Origin of the sequence: Anaerostipes sp. PC18 (assembly GCF_039789045.1) — a bacterium.
Classification (GTDB): domain Bacteria; phylum Bacillota; class Clostridia; order Lachnospirales; family Lachnospiraceae; genus Anaerostipes; species Anaerostipes hominis.
Window position 1 is genome coordinate 2596949 of the sequence record NZ_CP121164.1, and the last position, 19727, is coordinate 2616675.

20 protein-coding genes and 1 pseudogene are annotated in these 19727 nt (G+C 43.1%); 7 read left to right on the forward strand and 14 right to left on the reverse strand.

Annotated features, from left to right (window positions below; translation table 11 throughout):
• Positions 1–152: 152 nt before the first annotated feature.
• On the forward strand, positions 153–794 hold the full coding sequence (locus P8F77_RS14050; protein WP_024726698.1) for a hypothetical protein: 642 nt from the start codon (positions 153–155) through the stop codon (positions 792–794).
• A 53-nt stretch (positions 795–847) separates the two neighbouring features.
• Here the strand turns inward: P8F77_RS14050 and spoIIID are convergent, their stop codons facing one another.
• From spoIIID to P8F77_RS14120, 14 genes and pseudogenes are all read right to left on the reverse strand, one after another.
• Positions 848–1123 carry a sporulation transcriptional regulator SpoIIID gene (gene spoIIID / locus P8F77_RS14055; protein ID WP_024726697.1) on the reverse strand — a complete coding sequence of 92 codons (276 nt, stop codon included), beginning with the start codon at positions 1121–1123 and terminating at the stop codon, positions 848–850.
• Between the two features lie 155 nt (positions 1124–1278).
• Positions 1279–1392 (reverse strand): annotated as a pseudogene (locus P8F77_RS14060) (HPr(Ser) kinase/phosphatase); the annotation flags it as partial.
• Positions 1393–1412: 20 nt separating this feature from the next.
• Complete coding sequence (locus tag P8F77_RS14065) at positions 1413–2765, reverse strand: dicarboxylate/amino acid:cation symporter (protein ID WP_024726696.1); 1353 nt, start codon at positions 2763–2765, stop codon at positions 1413–1415.
• A gap of 127 nt (positions 2766–2892) precedes the next feature.
• Complete coding sequence (locus P8F77_RS14070) at positions 2893–3615, reverse strand: DeoR/GlpR family DNA-binding transcription regulator (protein ID WP_207727503.1); 723 nt, start codon at positions 3613–3615, stop codon at positions 2893–2895.
• 164 nt (positions 3616–3779) lie between these two features.
• Positions 3780–4772 carry an aldo/keto reductase gene (locus P8F77_RS14075; RefSeq protein WP_024726694.1) on the reverse strand — a complete coding sequence of 331 codons (993 nt, stop codon included), beginning with the start codon at positions 4770–4772 and terminating at the stop codon, positions 3780–3782.
• 53 nt (positions 4773–4825) lie between these two features.
• Entirely contained in the window at positions 4826–5797 is a 972-nt protein-coding gene (locus P8F77_RS14080) for a sugar kinase (RefSeq protein WP_148458726.1), read from the reverse strand.
• Positions 5790–6629, reverse strand: a complete 840-nt coding sequence (locus P8F77_RS14085; RefSeq protein WP_024726692.1) for a class II fructose-bisphosphate aldolase — start codon at positions 6627–6629, stop codon at positions 5790–5792. Before P8F77_RS14085 ends, P8F77_RS14080 begins: the two co-directional genes overlap by 8 nt.
• 15 nt (positions 6630–6644) lie before the next feature.
• Entirely contained in the window at positions 6645–7700 is a 1056-nt protein-coding gene (locus P8F77_RS14090) for an NAD(P)-dependent alcohol dehydrogenase (RefSeq protein WP_024726691.1), read from the reverse strand.
• A 24-nt stretch (positions 7701–7724) separates the two neighbouring features.
• A complete protein-coding gene (locus P8F77_RS14095) occupies positions 7725–9095 on the reverse strand; it encodes an MFS transporter (protein WP_024726690.1) in 1371 nt (456 codons plus the stop codon).
• A gap of 54 nt (positions 9096–9149) precedes the next feature.
• Positions 9150–9863, reverse strand: coding sequence for a ribulose phosphate epimerase (locus P8F77_RS14100; protein WP_287517273.1), 714 nt, complete (start codon positions 9861–9863; stop codon positions 9150–9152).
• Between the two features lie 35 nt (positions 9864–9898).
• On the reverse strand, positions 9899–10975 hold the full coding sequence (locus tag P8F77_RS14105; protein ID WP_024726688.1) for a zinc-binding dehydrogenase: 1077 nt from the start codon (positions 10973–10975) through the stop codon (positions 9899–9901).
• Between the two features lie 491 nt (positions 10976–11466).
• Positions 11467–12375 carry a D-alanyl-D-alanine carboxypeptidase gene (locus P8F77_RS14110; protein WP_287517272.1) on the reverse strand — a complete coding sequence of 303 codons (909 nt, stop codon included), beginning with the start codon at positions 12373–12375 and terminating at the stop codon, positions 11467–11469.
• Positions 12376–12551: 176 nt separating this feature from the next.
• The gene (locus tag P8F77_RS14115; protein WP_270430218.1) at positions 12552–13508 is read right to left on the reverse strand and encodes a GTP-binding protein; all 957 of its coding nucleotides are present in this window, start codon (positions 13506–13508) and stop codon (positions 12552–12554) included.
• Positions 13509–13521: 13 nt separating this feature from the next.
• The gene (locus tag P8F77_RS14120) at positions 13522–14487 is read right to left on the reverse strand and encodes a GTP-binding protein (RefSeq protein WP_024726685.1); all 966 of its coding nucleotides are present in this window, start codon (positions 14485–14487) and stop codon (positions 13522–13524) included.
• 269 nt (positions 14488–14756) lie between these two features.
• Between P8F77_RS14120 and P8F77_RS14125 the strand changes: the two genes are divergently transcribed.
• From P8F77_RS14125 to P8F77_RS14150, 6 genes are all read left to right on the forward strand, one after another.
• Entirely contained in the window at positions 14757–15515 is a 759-nt protein-coding gene (locus tag P8F77_RS14125) for a LytTR family DNA-binding domain-containing protein (protein WP_024726684.1), read from the forward strand.
• On the forward strand, positions 15499–16956 hold the full coding sequence (locus P8F77_RS14130) for a GHKL domain-containing protein (protein WP_287517271.1): 1458 nt from the start codon (positions 15499–15501) through the stop codon (positions 16954–16956). The genes P8F77_RS14125 and P8F77_RS14130 overlap by 17 nt, the downstream gene beginning before the upstream one ends.
• A 42-nt stretch (positions 16957–16998) precedes the next feature.
• On the forward strand, positions 16999–18273 hold the full coding sequence (locus P8F77_RS14135; protein WP_270430216.1) for a VanZ family protein: 1275 nt from the start codon (positions 16999–17001) through the stop codon (positions 18271–18273).
• Positions 18274–18482: 209 nt separating this feature from the next.
• Positions 18483–18716, forward strand: a complete 234-nt coding sequence (locus P8F77_RS14140) for a hypothetical protein (RefSeq protein WP_287517352.1) — start codon at positions 18483–18485, stop codon at positions 18714–18716.
• A gap of 8 nt (positions 18717–18724) precedes the next feature.
• Positions 18725–18853 carry a hypothetical protein gene (locus P8F77_RS14145; protein ID WP_287517350.1) on the forward strand — a complete coding sequence of 43 codons (129 nt, stop codon included), beginning with the start codon at positions 18725–18727 and terminating at the stop codon, positions 18851–18853.
• 206 nt (positions 18854–19059) lie between these two features.
• The gene (locus P8F77_RS14150) at positions 19060–19443 is read left to right on the forward strand and encodes a molybdopterin cofactor-binding domain-containing protein (protein WP_287517348.1); all 384 of its coding nucleotides are present in this window, start codon (positions 19060–19062) and stop codon (positions 19441–19443) included.
• Positions 19444–19727 lie beyond the last annotated feature (284 nt).

Sequence of the window (19727 nt, forward strand, 5' to 3'; positions counted from 1 at the left end):
TTTTGGTAATCTTAACATAGGGGCCGATGAAAATCCACGCAAAATTAAGACTTTTTTTAGAAATAAGTCATGATTTTATATACACGATTTGATATAATGTCACTAGTATATTGATAAGAAACAATAAACCAAAACTGCGTATTGGAGTTATTATGGGTAAAATATTAGTAGAAAAGCTTTCTTACACTGAAGTCAGCAAAAATATCAGTCAGACAGAATACGAAAAGATACAGGAGGAATACCTGCTGTCCAGGTCTCCTGAAAAATACATGATCAGCATGCCCGTAAGAGTATTGATGTTTGAGGGGCTGGAGAGAGAACCGAATATCCGTTACTATATTTATGAGGAAGACCACACAAACTTTTTTTTCATTCAGAATCAGACCAGCGGACATGTGGTCCATAAGACAAAGTTTTCCCTGACACAGGAAGAAGTAGAAAAAATGCTCAGCGGAGATTATCAGTTCCTGCTGGACAGTGAAGAGCCGGCGATGAATTCTTTGTATTTCCAGTTCACCATCAATAAGCTCCATCCTACTTATAAAAAGGAATGTACCAGGAAGATCTTTCACCAGAATCGTTTTTTAGATATCGTGATTGATATTTCCATTAAAAGGACACCGTTTGAGGGCTCTGACTTTTTTACTCCGCAAAAATTATACGCTCAGAAAAAATCTTCGCTCAGGTGTCATACAAGACAGTATCTGACACTTTCAAAACCGATATCCTCCCTGCTGAAGTACAATGAACAGCTCCTACATAATCAGACGGGAAATGTCAATGCCGGCCGCTGACCCATAAAAGCGCTGCCTTCTTTGGTATACCGTATCTTAAATACAAAAGCAATTCACCCCTGAATTGCTTTTGTATTTTTTTTAATCTTCTGGTATTTTCCACGGGTCGCCATGCCGCCCCGTATGTGCCGCTCCGATTTGTTGAGATCCAGTACCTCTCTGGCCCTCCTGGCCAGGGACTGATTGATCTTTTCCAATCGTTCCGTCACATCTTTATGTACGGTAGATTTAGAGATTCCGAACACTTTGGCAGTTTGTCTGACTGTGGCTTTTTTATCTACGATATAATTGCCGACTTCTACCGCGCGTTCTTCAATGTACTCTTTCATAAAAATCCCCTGCATTCTCTGTTTTTACAGTGTATGCAGGGGCTCTAAGGCTTATTCCTTGATTTCGCCGGCTATTGCACAAGACTCAGAGCTAAGGCCGGATACTCACATAAAACACGATACATGGTAAATGGTAACTCATTTCCTATCACTTATACACGATCCGATTCAAAATGGTCAAAAAAACCTGCCAGTTGAAGTGCCGGACGATTGATATCTGCCAGTTCTACCGTCCTATCCGTCAGGTCAATATCCAGATTTCTTTTAATTTTACCGTCACTATGTCTCCTTAACTGTTATATATCTCTTTATTTAGTTCCTTTTCTTTTGAATTTATAATTACATTTGCCGCAGCGTCTCCTACTACATTCAATGTAATTACCGCCATTCCCGGAGGATAGTTCATCGCCAGAACCAACGCATATCCTATCATGCAAAGTTCCGAATTGAATCCCAGTCCATTCAATACCGCGAATACCATCGTAGTCCCGGCAACCGGAATCGCCGGAGTCCCCATCGATGTAGAAATAGAGAGAAATGCCGCAAGCACAAGGTGAGCCGGTGTGACATCAAGCCCTGCCGAGGTTGCAATAAATGTAATTGCCATCATGTGCATGACGGTAGTTCCATTCATATTTATTGTCATACCCGTAGGCAATACAAAGTTTGAAATCTCCTCACTGCATCCAAGCTCCTCGACACAAGTCTTTTTGTTCAAAGGGAGGGTAGCCGCTGAAGACTGTGTCGCCGCTGCAAAAAGTCCTACTTTTAATACCTTCCGGATAAATGTCAGTGGATTTAACCCTGTAGTAAACCAAACTCCCAATGGGTAGATCGTAAATACAAGCAGAATACAAATAAAAATTGTCGATACAATCCATGCCAGTGCAGGCCGAAGATACTCTACCCCATAAGTTGCAAAGGTTCTGCTAATCATACAGAAGATTGCAATGGGACTGATCTTATTAATCAGAAATTCCATGTACACACGAATCATCTCATTCAGACTCTCCAAAACCTTTTTAACGGGTTCTGACTGCTTTCTGAGTGCATTCATGGTAAGTCCGATGATAACCGCAATCACTACAACTGCAAGAATGCTCGTATTGGTCGTAAATACAGAAAAGATATTATTCGGCACTGCATTTACTATGGTTGTGAGCGGATTGTAAGAATCCATTGTTGCCAGATTCGATGTGTCCGCAGTGGGCAGCTGAACGGAAAACCAACCAAGTGTTTTAACCATGTATGCAAAACAGCCTCCCAAAAATGCTCCAACCACATAAAATGATATAAAGCAAAAAAGTGTCTTTCCGAAAATTTCCCCCAGTTTCCGCGGATTTGTCATACTGCACAGTGACAAGCTGAGTGATACCAGCACCAGTGGCACAATTGCCAATTGTAATCCATTCATAAACAACTGGCTTATAATGTAAAAAATACCGATTGACTTAAATCCGTCATCCTTTGTAATATCGTTAAAAAAGATTTTGTTAATTATATCCCAAACCTGCCCCATACCATTCGCATTCAAATACTCACGTAACAGCAGGAAGAGAATTCCCACACCAATGCCCCCAAACAATGCAATGGCCATTTTTTTCATAATGGACATTGGTTTCCTGTCCTGTCGCTTTCCCATCAAATTCCTCCGTTCTCCATGAACCATAAAAGGACCCTTGCGCATGTATCCCGTCTGAGATATAACATCCACAAGAGTCCTCTGCTTACACCGAAACACCTATATCCACGTTCCGGGATGCTTCTTTCTAATATATAAGCTTGATATCGTTCTCTTTGCAAAATTCCGCCCATCTGTCGTCTGGTCTGCGATCGGTAACCAGATAATCAATCTGATCCCATGACGCCAAATGCGCAAAAGCCGTTTTATCAAATTTGGAGTGATCCACGAAAAGCGCGACCTCATTTGCCTGTTTAATCATAACCTTCTTTGCTTCCGCTTCCGTCTCTTTAGAATCCATCACACCCTTTTCTATGTCAATTCCCTTACAGCTGATTAACAGAATATCCACATGATAATTGCGAATATTTTCTCTTGCTGTCTTTCCCTGCAAAGACAAGGTACTGCGGTTAAAGACTCCGCCGGTTAAAATGATGTTGATATCAGTGCTTGCCAGCTCTGCCGGCATGGCTGTTGAAGTTGTAAGTATCGTAATATCACGGCTGTTCTTCACCCTTTTGACAACTTCCATCACAGAGGTGCTCGCATCTGCGGCAATCGTACTTTTACCTCTTAAAATCGGTTCAAATACTGTTGCCATCCTCCGTTTCTCTTCTATATGGATTCCCGCTCTTTGATAAAAATGAATGCCTTCTCGTTGATTTTCAACATTCAGAACTGCACCGCCAAAGGTGCGGTTCAAAACCCCTTTGTTCTCTAATTTTTCCAAGTCGCGTCTGATCGTCTCCTCCGTCACGCCAAATGATGTACTCAATTCGGACACAATCACCTTTTTTTCTGTCTGAATCATTTTTTTGATCAATTCAAGCCTATCCTTTGCTGCCACTAACTCACTCCCCTTCTCTATACCATCTCCGCTATTTCACTTGGAAATAATTATATCACATCTTATGTTGAAATCAAAGATTACTCTTTTAATTTCAACATTTAAAGGAGTATTACTTGCTATTTTCTTTATTTATCAATTTTCTCTGCCATATCACGCATAATCTGTACATCTTTTGGATCTAATTCTAACTCTGCTGATTTTACATTTTCTTGAATCTGCTCCACAGTTGTAGATCCGCTCAGCAGATTCAAGAAGTCTCCCTGTGCAAGAATCCAGCTAAGTGCCAGATTCGCGATAGTGCAGTTGTATTTTTCACAGAGCGGTCTCCACTCATCCATCATGTCCATGGCATCCTGCATGTGATCCGGCTGGAACCATTTCTTCGGAATCTGTGCGCCTACTGGCTGGTAATCTCTCGGCATTGTCCCTGAGAGCAGTCCCATCTCAAGTGGTGAATACGCCTGAATCGTCACTCCATTTTCACGGCAGCAAGGAATGATTTCTTCTTCAATACCACGGTCAAGAATTGAGTATTTTGCCTGCACAATATCAAGCTGCCCCCATTTCAGGTATTCTTCGATATGGCGGATATCCACATTGGCTGCACCGATTGCTTTAATCTTTCCCTGTGCCTTCAATTCATTTAACACATCCATGGTCTTTTGAATCGGCACGTAATATTCGCTTCCTTCTATTGCCTGCCAGTGTGTCATATAAACATCCACATAATCTGTTCCCAGACGTTCCAAAGATGCTTCAATTTCTTTCTTTACAGACGCACTGTTTAAGTTCTTGTAAAGCTGAACTCCGTTTACCTTGTTAAAAAGGTCGCCTTTCATCTCCTGATCCCATGTGACACCACATTTTGTAATAACGACTACTTCATTCCGGTTCATTCCTTCCAAAGCTTTTCCGAGGATTTTCTCGCTGTTGCCGAAGTTATATCCCGGTGCGGTATCAATCAGATTTACACCAGCCTTGGGAGCCTCTTTGATAGTGTCCACCACAACCTGAATATCGTGGTCTCCGCCCCATGCCGAGCCTCCGCCGATTGACCATGTTCCGAGACCGATCCTTGAAATATCAATTCCTGTCTTACCAAGCTTCATTGTTTTCATACTTTTTTGTTCCTTTCTTGTCTATAGAGCCCCTGCACACAATACTGCATGTACTACGCTCCATAATCTTTACGATACCTTGTAAACATTTCTTCCACAATCGCTCTGTCCTTTACTCCGCCGGTGGCGCCAACATATTGGACCGAAACCGCTGCAGTGCAGTTTGCATAGGCGGCACATTCCCGAAGCGTCTTGCCCTCCAGCAACGCTGTGATAAATCCAGATGCAAAATTATCTCCTGCTCCGATTGTATCAATCGCCGTCACTCCCTTGGCCGCCGGAACAATCACAGACCCTTCTGAATTGCGAATATAACATCCCCGCTTTCCTATCTTCATAACAACGTTTTTAACACCGCATCCATACAGGATATCGGCTACTTCGTTTTCCTTGACCGCTCCCGTCATCTCACTTGCCTCTTCAAAATTGGGGAAGAAGTAATCTACATAGCTCAGTGCCTCGCGAATGTCATTTAAGGTTTCATTCACCTTCGGCATCACCATATCCGCACAAATTGTCATTCCTTCCTTCTTTGCCTTTGAAAAGACTGAGACAAGCGCCTTGTTGTCAAATAAGGGATTATTGAAAATACTTGCAAATGAAAGAATCTTTGCGTCCTTTAATGCAGACATATCCAGATCTTCATAGCAGAATTTCCATAAGCTTCCCTGCCGATTTGTAATAAATGTTCTTTCTCCGTCTTCCGCTACAAGCCCTACGTTAATAGAGGTATCTTTGGTCGGATCCTGCTTGATATAGGTTGTATCAATACCGTTTGTCTTACAGTGATCCATGACAAACCACCCCGGCAGGTCTACCCCAACACAGCTCATCAGTCCCACCTTATGTCCTAATCGAGTGATAATTGTCGCTTCATTGATCGCATCGCCCCCGATGGTCATCTTAATCCCGTCCACCGGATAAGATACTACATCAAATACTTCCTTCCCCACCGGCCTGAGGGGCAGGTCTACAAGCGCTGCGCCAATAATAATTACGTCTAGTTTCTTATCCACTTTATTCATCAGCCCTTCCGTCGTCACCAAACAGTTTAATCTTATACATTGCACGTTCTTTAACTGCTTTTCTCACTTCACGCTGAACTGCCAGGAATGGCTCATCCTTATGTGCATTGACTGCCTCCATCGCTGCCTGACAGAGTTCTGTGTGAATATTTATTTTAGAAATACCGAGTGAAATTGCCTTTTTGATATCCTCGTCTCCAATACCTGAAGCGCCATGAAGTACAAGCGGCACATCTACTGCTTTGGCAACCTCTTCCAGAATATCAAATGCAAGTTCCGGTTCGGAGGTATATACCCCATGCACGTTTCCAATGGCAACTGCCAGAGAATCACATCCTGTTCTCTCCACAAAATCTTTTGCCCTCTTCGGGTCAGTATAATGATAATCTGACAATGCCTCTTCGTAGACAGTCTCATTTCCTACGTGTCCAAGTTCTGCCTCCACCGGAATGTTATATGCATGGAAATAATCTACACATCTTTTAATCTCCGCCACATTCTCCTCATATGGAAGAGCAGACGCATCGCGCATTACAGAATTCATGCAATGGTTCACCGCATTCTGAAGGATCGTCATATTGCGGCCGTGATCCCAATGCATAATCACAGGAATTGTTGCATTTTTTGCCATAGATTCCATCATATAGCAGAAGTCTTCGAAGGAAGTATTTCCAACAAACCCTGTACCGAAAGAAATAATAATCGGCGCACGGAGCTCTTCTGCCGCGTCAATTACTCCCATCAGCATCTCCGCATTCCATACATTAAAATGAGGAATTGCATAATGTCCTCCTTTTGCTTTTTTTTCCCAATATCTGATATCTGAAATCATATTCTTCTCCTTTTCTTATTCAGAAATTTTCACAACACCTTTTACTATATCGGCTTTTCTCACCGGGTCGATGGCTTCCATAAATGCCTTTTGAACGTCTTTATATTCGTAAATATTTGTTACCATATCTTTTACATTAAACTTCCCGGTTGCAATCGCTTCGATAGTCTGCGGGAAATTGTTACAGTACCGAAAGGAAGTCTGAATTGTCACTTCCCGGTTAATTTTTAAAAAGTCAATCGGAACCGGCTGGGACTGTGTTCCAACCATCATAATTTTCCCGCCACGCGCTACCATTTGTACCGCCTGATTGGTTGTAAATGCAGAGCCTGCTGCCTCAAACACCAAATCCACACCATGATCTCCGTATAATTCCTTTGATCGAATTGCCGCAACGGTATCTTCCTCTTTCCCGTTTATAACTCTCTTGGCGCCAAGCCTTTTAGCAAGGTCAAGACGTTTTTGAATCACATCTACTACAGTGATATCTGTAACACCCAGACTTAAGCAGGCCTGAAGTACCATAAGTCCGATTGCTCCGCCCCCGAGAATCACAACGCTTTTTCCAGTCTGTGCACCTCCTAAAATTGCCGCGTGCATACCGACTGCCGCCGGTTCTACCAGAGCGCCTTCCAATGTAGACATCTCCTCCGGAATATGATAAGTCCATTCTTCCGGATGAGTCATGTACTGTGTCAGCGCCCCTTTATAGTTAGGTTGTGTCGCCATAAAATCAACCTTCGGGCAGATATTGTAACGGCCGGTTCTGCAATATTCACATGTATCATCCGGCACTCCGGGCTCAATCAGCACTTTATCTCCCACTTTAAACTTCGTAACTTTTGCACCAACGCCCACGACTTCACCAGCCACCTCATGTCCAAGTCCGATTTTCTGATTTGGATCCTTCGGTGGGATAAACGGTCCGAATTCAAATCCATGAATGTCTGACCCGCACATTCCCACATATTCCACCTTCATCAAAATCTCATTTTCTTTCGGCTCGGGCATCGGGCACTCCTGAATCTCAAATTGTTTCGGTGTCACTAAAATTGCTTCTGAATTCTGCATAATAGAACCTCCTTCATCTGTCTGTCAGTCAACGTTTCCGATATCTTCTACCGATTCTCCTCTCGTCTCAATGCCGAGGAACAAGATAGCTACAGCAATGATTACCGCAACAATGGAGATGAGAACGAACACACCATTTGCTCCGATTGTACTGGCAACATATGTTACAAGGAAGGGGAAGAAAATGTTACTCACACGTCCCATGGCATTACTAAAACCAGATCCAGAAAGCTTTGCAGATGTCGGCCACATCTCCGGCACATATACTGCGGAAGCATAACATACATACATATAAATTGCTGTGTTAAGCAGGAATGTCCAAATGATCAGCCCGCTCATTGAAGACTGCTGCCCTGTAATAATTCCGAATACAGCCATAATTGCCAGCAGTGCAACTCCCATTGCCTTTCTTGGAATCTTATCCATAATTAATGACGCAATGAATATTCCAAAGGGTGCTCCAAAAAGGCCAAACATTGTCATAAACTGTGACTGTGATGTATCAAATCCCATAGAGGAAAGCATGGACGGCATCCAGTTCATCAATGTATATTGAATGGTATTCATACCAATCAGTACAAGTGAACCTACAATCGTTCTTCTTAAAAGCTTTCCTTTAAATAATGCCGAATACGGAAGTTGTTTGACCGGCTTTGGTCCCTCTGTCACTTCCGGGAGCGGTTTGCCTGTCGCTGCTTCAATCTCTTTTTCAATCTTTGTTACAATTTCATCTGCCTCCTCTACTCTCCCCTGTGATTCCAGCCATCTTGGTGATTCCGGAAACTTCTTATACACTAGGATACTTGCGATGATAGAAAGTACAGATGGAATCATAAACTGAATTCTCCAGTTCAACGCATAACTTGCCACAATAGAACCGACAAGCAGCGCGATACCATTACAGACAGGGTGCGCCCAGTTTCCAATAAAGGAAGTACGGCTTGACCATGTACCACGGTTTCTTCCAGGTACATACTCTGTGAATCCGGCAAATAAAACAACTAACAACGCTCCCAGTCCGAGACCCTGAATCAGTCTGAACACATAGAGTACGTATACATTTGGTGACAGCGCGCCTCCGATCATTGCGATAATATGTACTATTTCATATAAAAGAATAGATTTCTTACGTCCAATCTTATCTCCGATCGGGCCCCCGATTAATGCTCCAAATAACTGCCCCGCCGTATAAATGGTTCCCCACATGGCAAGCAGTCTGGAACCCGGCTCCAGCCAATGAATCTCATTTAACAGGATGTTTTGTACTGCGCCGCCGATACCGTTTGACCAGCAAACCAGCAGTGCAAAGGCTGTTACCAGCCACATTTTAATATGCCATGATGAGTTAGGCAGACGATCCAGCCTTGCTCCAATATTTGCATTCTTTTTATTCATATTCTATTTCCTTTCGGTAAAATATCAGCTTTTTCATATAGCATCTCTTCGTGACTACAAAATTTCTTCGTCACATCCGGCGTCCCTGAGCTCCCTCTCGAGATCTTCTTCCATAATATCCCACGCCTTTTTAAAATCTTTGTCATTATTCCAAAGCGCCGGAGGTCCCATCACTACAAGATCCGTCCCTGCCTCATATAACGGCCGGTATAAACTTTTGTTCATGGACCCATCTGCCTCAATCAGGAAGTGGAGGCCTCGTTCCTTTCGCATCTGCGCCAGTCGCTTGATCTTAACATACATCTGAGAGTCAACTGGTTGTCCAGCGATACCAGGATCCACAATCATAATTGTCACCTTATCCAATAGCGGGAGATAATATTCAATTGTTGACAACGGAACAGACGGGCTAAGTGCAACACCGGATTTGCAGCCCAACGCTTTAATCTTATGAATTGTCACAAACGCATCTCCTTCGATACAATCTGTGTGAGGTGTAATGTATGTCGCGCCCGCCCTGGCAAATACCTCCAGATACTGCTGTGGACGCTTTACCATCAGATGCGCATCCATCGGCTTTAGCTGATCTATGTGCCGGTTTAAGTAATCCAGATAATCCGGTCCGATTCCATAACTTGGCACATAGACTCCGTCCTTGATATCCATATGCAAAAAGTCTGAGTGTTGATTGATTATTTCCATCTGTTCTTTCACATGAAACAAATCACAGCACCCTACCGATGGCGCAATCATTAATTTTCTCTTCATAACCTCTTCCTTAAATACTTTGTTACGCTTCTCTATTAGTCCTCATAATCATAAGTAATAATTACTTTGATTGCTTCCTTGTCTGCCATAGCCTGGAATCCCTTTTCCCACTCAGAAAGTCCAATTCTGTGTGTAATCATCGGTTTTACTTTGATAGCACCTGACTGCAGAAGGCGAAGCGCATTTCTCCAAGAAGTAGAATCATATGCCATATGTCCAATGATGCTCTTATTCCAGGATGTAATGTCGTTAATAGAAAACTCTAACGGTTTGAATCCCATACCAACGCGGACAATCTCTGCATTTGCTCTTGTCATTTCAATTGCCTGCTTAAGTGCAATATTGGCGCCGGAGCATTCAATCACCAGTCCAAGGTTCTCTTTACCGCAGATTTCCTGACAACGTTCTACTACGTTTTCCCTGGACCCATTCACACAATGTGTAGCGCCTAATTCTTTTGCAACACCAAAGCGTACCTTTGTATCCTCCTCTAGGCCTACCATTACAATGTTCACCGCCCCCATAATGCGCGCAATCTGAACGGAAAATAAGCCAAGCGGGCCTGTTCCAAATACTACAACATCCTGTCCTGGAAGAAGATGCGCCTGCTGTGCAATAGCTTTGTAGGCATTACAAATTGGGTCAAGCACTGCCGCTTCTTCATATTCAATACCTTCTGGAATCTTCCATATTGCATGTTTGTGGATTCTCAAAATCTCTCCTGGAATCTTACAATATTTCGAAAAACCTCCACCCCATGTATTGTTATCTAAACCTAGATTTATTTTTTCTTCACAACAAAGGAAATCGCCATTCTCACACGCCGGACATACACCACAAACATGGGCACTATTGTCAGATACGATTCTCTGTCCAACTTTCCAATCTTTCACCTCTGAACCAATCTTAATAATCTCTCCGGCAAATTCATGTCCGCGAATGGAATTGAATTGATCAGATCCATTTTCAACCTTATAATGTTTCATATCCGCACCGCAAATTGCAGCGGCTTTCACCTCGATGATAATATCCTCCGGTCCACATTCCGGTTCCGGAACATCAATCATTCTGTATCCTCCAAATTCTTTTCCATATCTTGCTAATGCTTTCATCGCTTTTCCTCCAAATTATGAATCTCATTGTTAACTGGTTTCGGCCGAAAACAAATGTTTCATTCTTCATTTGTTATGGTTTCATCTTATCATCACTTTTTCTGTATTTCAAGCATTTTATGTTGCTTTTCAAAGATTTTGTTACTGTTTTCCAAATTATTTTCTGTTTTTTATACATTTTCACCGAAGATAGGAAGCTTATCATCCTTTTAACCGGTGACTATCTTTTTCATAATATAAATGTTCTTTACATTTGAGAACAACAAAAATAGGCGTTCATTATTGAACGCCTACGCCAAATTCTTATCACAACACTTGTACGATCATCTATGGCCAATATTTTTTCTTTATAGTACTGAATTTAAGCAGCCCGCTATTCTCAGAACCTGTTTCAATCGCAGTTCATATGAAATGCCTGTACCTTTATAATTTCCGGACACATATATATTCCGGATACGCCCCTGGCTTAAATACATTTCCGTTCAGACTTCCTATAATTCTTGATATATAGATTCCGCGTCCAGTACGTGGAACGGTCTGGTCTGATGGTCTCCTCTGGCACCCGCAGTCACCAGTATATACTCCTTTCCGCTTATTTTGACCCAGCTTGCCAGGCAGAGTCCCGCTTCTTTTGTATATCCTGTCTTTCCGCCGAGAAACCTTCCATTCTTTGGCTTCAGCTGGTCTTTATAATCTGTCAGGGTACTGCGCAGAAGAAGTCCCTCAGGATGCTTTTGAGTGGCTTCCGTCCGGTACTGCATCGCCTCAAATACCTTTCTGAACCGTGGGTTTTCCAATGCGTACCGGAGAAGGATCATCAGATCTTCCGCTGTTGAAACATGCTGCGGGTCATGCAGGCCGGTTGAATTCACAAAATTTGTATGTTTCATTCCGATCTCCTTTGCCTTCTGATTCATCAGCACGGCAAACTTTTCTTCACTTCCTGCCAGATACTTTGCCAGCCCGAGACAGCACTCCGCTCCTGACGGCAGCATCGCTCCATAATAAAGATCTTTTAATTTCACTTTCTCCCCCGGCAGAAATCCTGCCATCGAGGCATGTCTTTGGGCCAGAGACTGAAAAATATCCTGGCTCAGCAAGATTTCCCTGTCGTCATTTGAAACAGATTCCACAGCCAGCAGAACCGTCATAATCTTTGTTAAAGAGGCAGGATATATTTTCTGGTTTCCCTGTTTATTCATCAGGATCTTACCCGTTTTTTGTTCTGCCAGAATTACAAAATTGCTGTAGATCTTTTGATCTGAGACCTGTCTTAAATTTGATACCTCTCTGAAAACAGCGCCCCCAAATGGAATATCCTCAGGAAAACAATATCCGCCTTTTACCCACAATACCGCGGCAAGGATGATGATCAACAGCCAAACTCTTTTTCTTTTCATTCTAGTCCCTCCTGTTTTATCTTTTCAGTTTGTCTTTCTAATTTTCAGTATAAAGATAAATAAAAGAGCCGTGATAAAAAAACCTTGTATTGGGCATCATCCTGCCTCAAATAAAACAGAGACAAACGTTTGGGCCAAATGGCCGACGTTTGCCTCCGTTTCTTACAGTGTGCTGATTAAAAGCAGATCAGCTTATCTTTTGGCTGTGTTCCCTGTTCTATGCGCAGTGCCTTTAGAACCGGGCCCTGCTTTCCTCCGTACGCTTTATGGTTTTCCATACTGATTTTTGCCGTCAGCACGGCCCAGGAACCATCCTGTACTTTTTTGATCGTAGAAGACTTGACATGATTCATTTGACAGATGAAACCGATAAATGTAATATCGTCCTCACAGCAGGTCATGGCAGACCGGCCCGGCAGAATCAGTCCGGCAGGGATTCCATGAGGCCTCCTGACAAACACATTGGAAAGCTCCACCACTTTGCCCATATAGACATTGGGCCGTTCCAAAACGTCAATGTACCAGATCCCAAAATCATCTTCTTCCACCCTGATGATCTCCGCCTCCGGATCGTATGGGAGCATCTCATTCAGCTCAAATTCCTTTCCGTCCGCCCGTTCAAATCCTACCTGCGCTCTTCGGTTTACTGCCTTAATACTCCTTCTATAGGAAGACGCATTGGTTTCATCAGTACAGCGGTTGAAAATAACCATATCTGCCATCTTGAACATTTCCACCATCAGTGAGCGCATATTTTTCAAATACAGCTCTGCAGTGGATGCATCCACCGTGACAATGATCTGATACAATTCCATATCCGTCTCATCGATCACGTCCATGACATCCTCGATCTGATACATTCCATTGTATTCGATCATAATACGGTCCGGATGATAATTCTTCTCACAGTTTTCCACAAAGGCCGGAGTAAAGTCTTCTATATCCTCCACCTGCAGGACAAAAGAATTACTTTCCCTGAGAAAGCTTTCTTCGTATTCTTCCTCCCCTTCTTCAAAAGAAAGAATCATCGTGCGCTCACCGTCTGCAAAATATTCCTGGTTCAAAGTATCTTTTATAAAAGAAGTTTTGCCGCTCTCTAAAAATCCCCATATCAGGTAAACCGGCATTTCCATAGTTTTTACCTCCCTATTCAAGCCCAAAAAGAGCCTGGATCTTTTCCGTGTCCAGATCTGAGCCAATAACACAGATTCTTCCGGTATAATCTGCTTCTCCCTCACGGACTTCATACTCACCCGGTACCAGGTCAAAGTGCAGCCATGTATGATCCGGCCCTTCTACGATGCCTTTTGCCCGCAGGATCGTTCCATAACAGTCTGTTCCCGATAAATCTTTCAAAATCTGCTCCATTGCTTCTTTTTCGTATTTCTTCGGTGTTTCCGCTCCCCAGCTTGTAAACACCTCATCGGCATGGTGATGGTGTTCCTCCCCATGGCTGTGGTGGTGTCCGCATTCCGGACAGATCTCCTCTTCTTCAAGAAGTTCCATTTCCAGCTGGTTTCCTTCCTCCATTACGGCGAGTATCTTCTCTCCGTCAAGTTCTTCCCACGGTGTTGTGATCACGGCTGCTTTCTGATTATGCTCCCTGATCAATTCCACTGCCTGTCCGAGTTTCTCTTCCGGCATCTGTGCCGTTCTGCTCAATATGACGGTGCCTGAGTATTCCACCTGATTATTGTAAAATTCTCCGAAATTCTTCATATACATTTTACACTTTTTCGCATCTGCCACCGTGACAAAACTGTTTAGGGTAAGAGAGCAGTTCTCTGTTTCCTTCTGCACGGCTTTGATCACATCGGACAGTTTCCCAACGCCGGACGGCTCGATGATGATGCGGTCCGGAGCATACTGTGAAACCACTTCTCTGAGCGCTGTTCCAAAGTCTCCTACCAGAGAACAGCAGATACATCCGGAATTCATCTCCGTCACCTGAATCCCGGCCTCTTTTAAAAATCCGCCGTCGATGCCGATTTCACCGAATTCATTTTCGATCAGGACAACCTTTTCCTGTCCCAGAGCCTCTTTTAAAAGCTTCTTGATCAGCGTTGTCTTGCCTGCTCCTAAAAATCCTGAAATGATATCTATTTTTGTCATAAATCTTACTTCCTTTCTTTGGATGATTGCATCCTGCGGCCGGGTCACATATAATTTATTTATACCACAGTATTTTTTTATTGTACTACTTTTTGAAAATATTTCAAACATCCCGAATGCGCGGTTTTTGTCCTGAACGTAATTAATTCTTAAAACTTCACGTTCTGTCCGCGGTATCACAGGATATTTTTAAGACATTTTTGATTTCTTCTCTTATAGTAGTTCCTGTATAGGAATCAAAAGAGATCAGGCAATTAGAAAGGAGTTTTATGTTAGAAATCATTCTCTGCGATGATGATCCTTTTATTTTAAAAATCATCAGAGAACAGGTAGAACATATTTTATCAGAGTCCATCTCTGAGGGCCGGATTGCATGTGTTGCCTCCGGCTATCAGGAACTGTTTCTTTTTTTAAAGAAACATCCCGGTGAATATCTTTTCTTTCTGGATCTGGACTTTGGAAGCAATGAATTTAATGGAATTGATATTGCAAAACAGGTCAAAAAAAGTTTTCCCGGTTCAAAGATCGTATTTGTGACGAACCACTATGAACTGGCACTTAAAGTACTGAAATCTGGAGTGGAGCCTTTTGGCTTTATCGAAAAGACCACAGACATTATGAAGATGAACCAGTGCTGTTATCAGTATATCTATCTGGCCCAAAAAAGCTTTCCTCCAGATGAATCTGAGAAGGATACGGAAACTGTCACTTTAAAAATCGGCACCGACGAGGAGCTGTCACTTCCCAAAGCCGATATCCTGTATGTGGAGGCAGTCAAGACGAAGTCCCACTGTATCTGCTATCATACAGTGAACGGTTCTTCCATTACAGTCCGTGAAACGATCGACCATGCACTTGAGACTTTAGGAGAGGGATTTATGAAGAGCCACCGCTCCGTTATTGTCCAGAAGTGCCATATGATCAGTCTCTCTGACGGAATGGTCAAGTTTATCAATGGGGATACGGTCCCCTGTTCCTTCCGGCAGAGAAATGAAATAAAAGGAGTCATCTATGGAAAACAAAGCTAAAAAGATCATGTGGCTGCTTTATCCTGCAGCCATGTGGGTGATATGGTACACACAGTTTCCAAGAATACTGTCAATGACTGGTACTACGGTTATGCAGTACTTCGTGATGAGCCTTGTTTCTGTTCTGTCTATCGCCATTTTAAATCTGCTGCGCTTTCGGCTCCCTGATTATCTGCTGCTATTTTCTGTAATCTTCATGGTCGTGTCGAAAACGTACTTTATTGAAGGATTTTCAGATTTCCTGATCTTCTTTCTGATCTTCGGCATCGGCTACTACAGAAAAGAGCTTCAGAAAGGCAAAGTTTTGTTTTCATGGATCACATTTATCCTGTATGTAGCAAACCGTATGTTTCTTCGGAACATTTATGACTCTTTTAAAGATTTTTATTTCCGCTATGCAAACGGACTGCAGACTGAATATCTGGTCAAAGCAGGGATCTTTGTCCTTCTTTCCGCTGCTGTGGTGTTATTGGACACACTGTTTATCTTTCTGATAAAAAAAATTTTCGGGAAATATCTCTTCAAAATTTCAGTGCTGGAAAAGTCATATCCGAAGATCGCCCGCAATTTTATTCTATGTACCATTTGTTTGTTTTTACTGGCTCTGATTTTTCAATATCAGCTTTCCACGTTCATGACGCTTTTTTATACGGCGAATTATCTTGAATTTTATAATCAGATCATGAATTGTATTGATACGATAACGCTCTGTGTCATGCTGATTCAGATCATCATCCTGGCGACCCTTCTTATGTTTTCCAAATATCGTTTTACCATTGACGCAAAACGGCGCTATGAGGAAAACCTGCTTTTGTACAGCAATGATCTGGAGAAAAATCTGACCGAGATCAGAAATTTAAAGCATGATATGAAAAATATCCTTTTTACACTGGGCCATCTAATTGAGAACAGCCATGATGAACCTCTGAAAGAATATTTTAAACAAACCGTCAATCCTTATTTTCAGGATGAGCTTAAGAAAAATGATTTATATGCCCAGCTGCAGCAGGCAGACGATGAACAGCTCAGAGCTTTTCTATATTATAAAATCTCTGCCGGCTTTCAGGAGCACTTAGACATCCGCCTGTCGTTCGACGGTGTCTTTAAAGAAAGTCTGATCACAGATAACATTGATTTTCTGGACTTTATCCGCATTTTGGGAATTTTCCTCGACAATGCCATGGAGGAAGCTGCTCTTACCATGGACAAACAGATCGACATCCGGTTCGTCTCAAATAAAGATATGTATGAAGCTGTCATCTCCAACTCTGTCCGGAGGGAGAAGGACGTAGTGCCCGGCTTGTCAGATAAAGGACTGGGCCGGGGCAATGGGCTGATGATTGTCCATAAGATACTGGAAACCTATCCTAACATTATTTTAAACTCCTATACAAACAACGGGAAATTCATCCAGCACCTTGAAATTACCAGTTCTGAATGATTCCGTTTTGCCTGATCTCCACACATAGCAAAGGAGATCACTATGAACAAACAAAGACAAACAAAAACAAACAAATATTTCAAACGATTTTTCTGGGCAGTATTTATATTTTATCTGTTGATTTTGATAAAGATCGTTCTGTTAAAAGATACGGACCTCTCTGCTCTTCCAAAGTTTTTGACCGGTGAAAAAAAGGGATTTCGTTCATCCAACCTTATTCCTTTTCAGACCTTTCTTAATTTTTCCCGCATTGCAGGGAACGGAAATTTTTTGTGGAGCATATCAAATCTTTTGGGAAACAGCCTGATTTTCCTTCCTTTTGGTTATCTTCTTGCTCTGTTGAAAAGCCCAAAAATTTCTAAGCGAAAGATTCTGTTCCTGTCGGCTCTTTTAAGTCTCTTCTTTGAGACCAGCCAATATGTTTTTTATCTTGGATCTGCCGACATTGACGACCTGCTCCTGAATGTGCTCGGCGCTGCCGCGGGGATTCTCTGCTTCCATATTCTAACGGCATTGTGCAGGAAAGATCTTCACCGGATCTATCTTATCAGTCTCATCCTTGGATTCCTTTCGTTTGTCGGAGCGGGTGTGATCGCCTATGCGGAATTCGGGAACCGCCTGGGCCTCGTGCATTATAAAAGTACTGTCATAGGCGGGGAGGACATACCAAAAAGAGAGCCTGATTACACTGGTTACTTTATTTCCGGAAGTAACAGAAAGCTCCGCTGTACCAGCGACACAGATGAGGCATTCGGCGATCCTTCTGTCATAAATATCACCCCTGCTACAAAAATCTTCCACTTAAGCTATGAAAAAGAGAAGACCAGCTTTCATCAGATCAATACTGTCTATAAGCGATACAGCTTATCTCAGCTGAAATCTGTGAAAAAACATTCCAAAGTTTCTGTCTGGTTTTCTAAAAACGACAGGAATGCGGATATCATTGTTCTGTCCGACCCTGTCAATACAGACAGCGAGAGCGTCAAGACAGATGGACCTTCCGAAGAAAAGAAAGAACTGAACGGTACTGTCATTAGTCTGGGAAAAGGAACATTTACGATCAGCAAGATCAACACTTATGATGACAAGAAAAACGGCGGACAAATTGCTGAAAGCACTAATATTCATATCACAGTAAAATACAAAAAGGATCTGAAGATTACCGTCTGTGATGCCTATGATCAGGGAACAAAAACCAGCTACCGGAAAGGCAGCTTAAAGGACTTGAAAAAGAACCGCAGCGTTCTTCTGAAAGGAACCGTCAAAGATAAAATATTTTACGCGGAATCTGTTACCGTGTATATTTTCCACAAATAACGTTTTCTGGCTTCATGCGTCAGCTGACTTTCGTCAGATCGTGGCCTGGGCGTCTCTAACAGCATTCTTTTTCATAGAATGTTTTTAGAAAACGCTCAGGTATTTTATATTCAGAGGGGGATTTCCTATGAAAACTGTTGGTCAAAGCATAAAAAGCATATGCTGTACTCAGCGAGAGTTCCCGCACCCCTATCGTCCAGTACTGCCACATTGAGCCGCCGATTTCCTATGCCTACATGGAAAAAGACAGGATCGTTGTCATATGTTCCACCCAGATCCTCCATATCGTGAGAAGAGTCATCGGGCAGGCTTCGACAACAAACAGGAGTTTCTTTATGAACCTCTCAACACATTTCTGTCCGCCTCTGTCGGCGGCCGTCCGGTGTAACTGGAGCTTTCCAGAAAGGAAACGTTTGCAAACACCAGGACCCGCCACTCCATAGAATATGACCTGACAACAGATGTTACAAAAGGTGGAAAAATCCTCGCCAAAGATATGAAAGCCTATTCCAACCAGGTGGCCTACGCCTCCCACGGCCATGCCATCGCAGCCAACGGTGCTACCGCGGATGATGGATGATCTGGCCTATAAAATTTCTATGGACCCGTTAAGATTCCCGGAGATCAATTTATATGACGGATATTTTTAAGATCCCGTTTTAACTCCGCTCGCCGCAAACACCAACGGCGTCAAAGAGTGTATGAGGCGCGGAGCAGGCTACATACACTGGGAGGAAAAACGCAGCTTATATTAAAACCAGTCCGGGAATATCCGGAACCAGACTTATCCTCAATCAGGACGGAAGTGTCCATCTCCGGACCGGTGCCGCAGAAATCGGGCAGGGTTCCGACACTGTTTTTACACAGATGGCCTCCATGCAGGTCCACGGCGATATATCCGTGGGCATAGGCTATGGTCTGAGTGAGCAGATGCTCCTGGATGAAAAGACCGGGCGCGTACTGAACGGCAGCCTGTTAGACTACAAACTTCCCACTATGATGTACTCCCCGGATCTCTGTTTGGACTTTGTAGAACTTGAAGATCCAACGGCCCGTTCGGAAACAAGGCTCTGGGCGAGCCTCCCGCAATTCCTCCTGCCCAGGCCATCCGCAATGCTTTTCTTCACGCAACCGGGATTCCAGTCAATGAGGTCCCTTTTGAGGCATTGAAAAAATCTGATTATATATAAGGGGGATAAATGGAGTTTTCATCGAAAACCACGGAACGATCTCTATTGGAGCTGCTGCGTCCTGTGCAGGACCGATCTTTCTACCCGGACACTGAAAGATGTGAGAGAATCCCTGTTAGAGATGCTCAGAAACCGTCTTGGCCTGACTTCCGTAAAAAAAGGCTGCGAGGTGGGAGAATGCGGTGTGCCCTGCGGGTATGACATTATGTCCATTTTCTACATGACTGGAGTGAGGCATTCTAAGAGCCGAACGGAAATCATGTG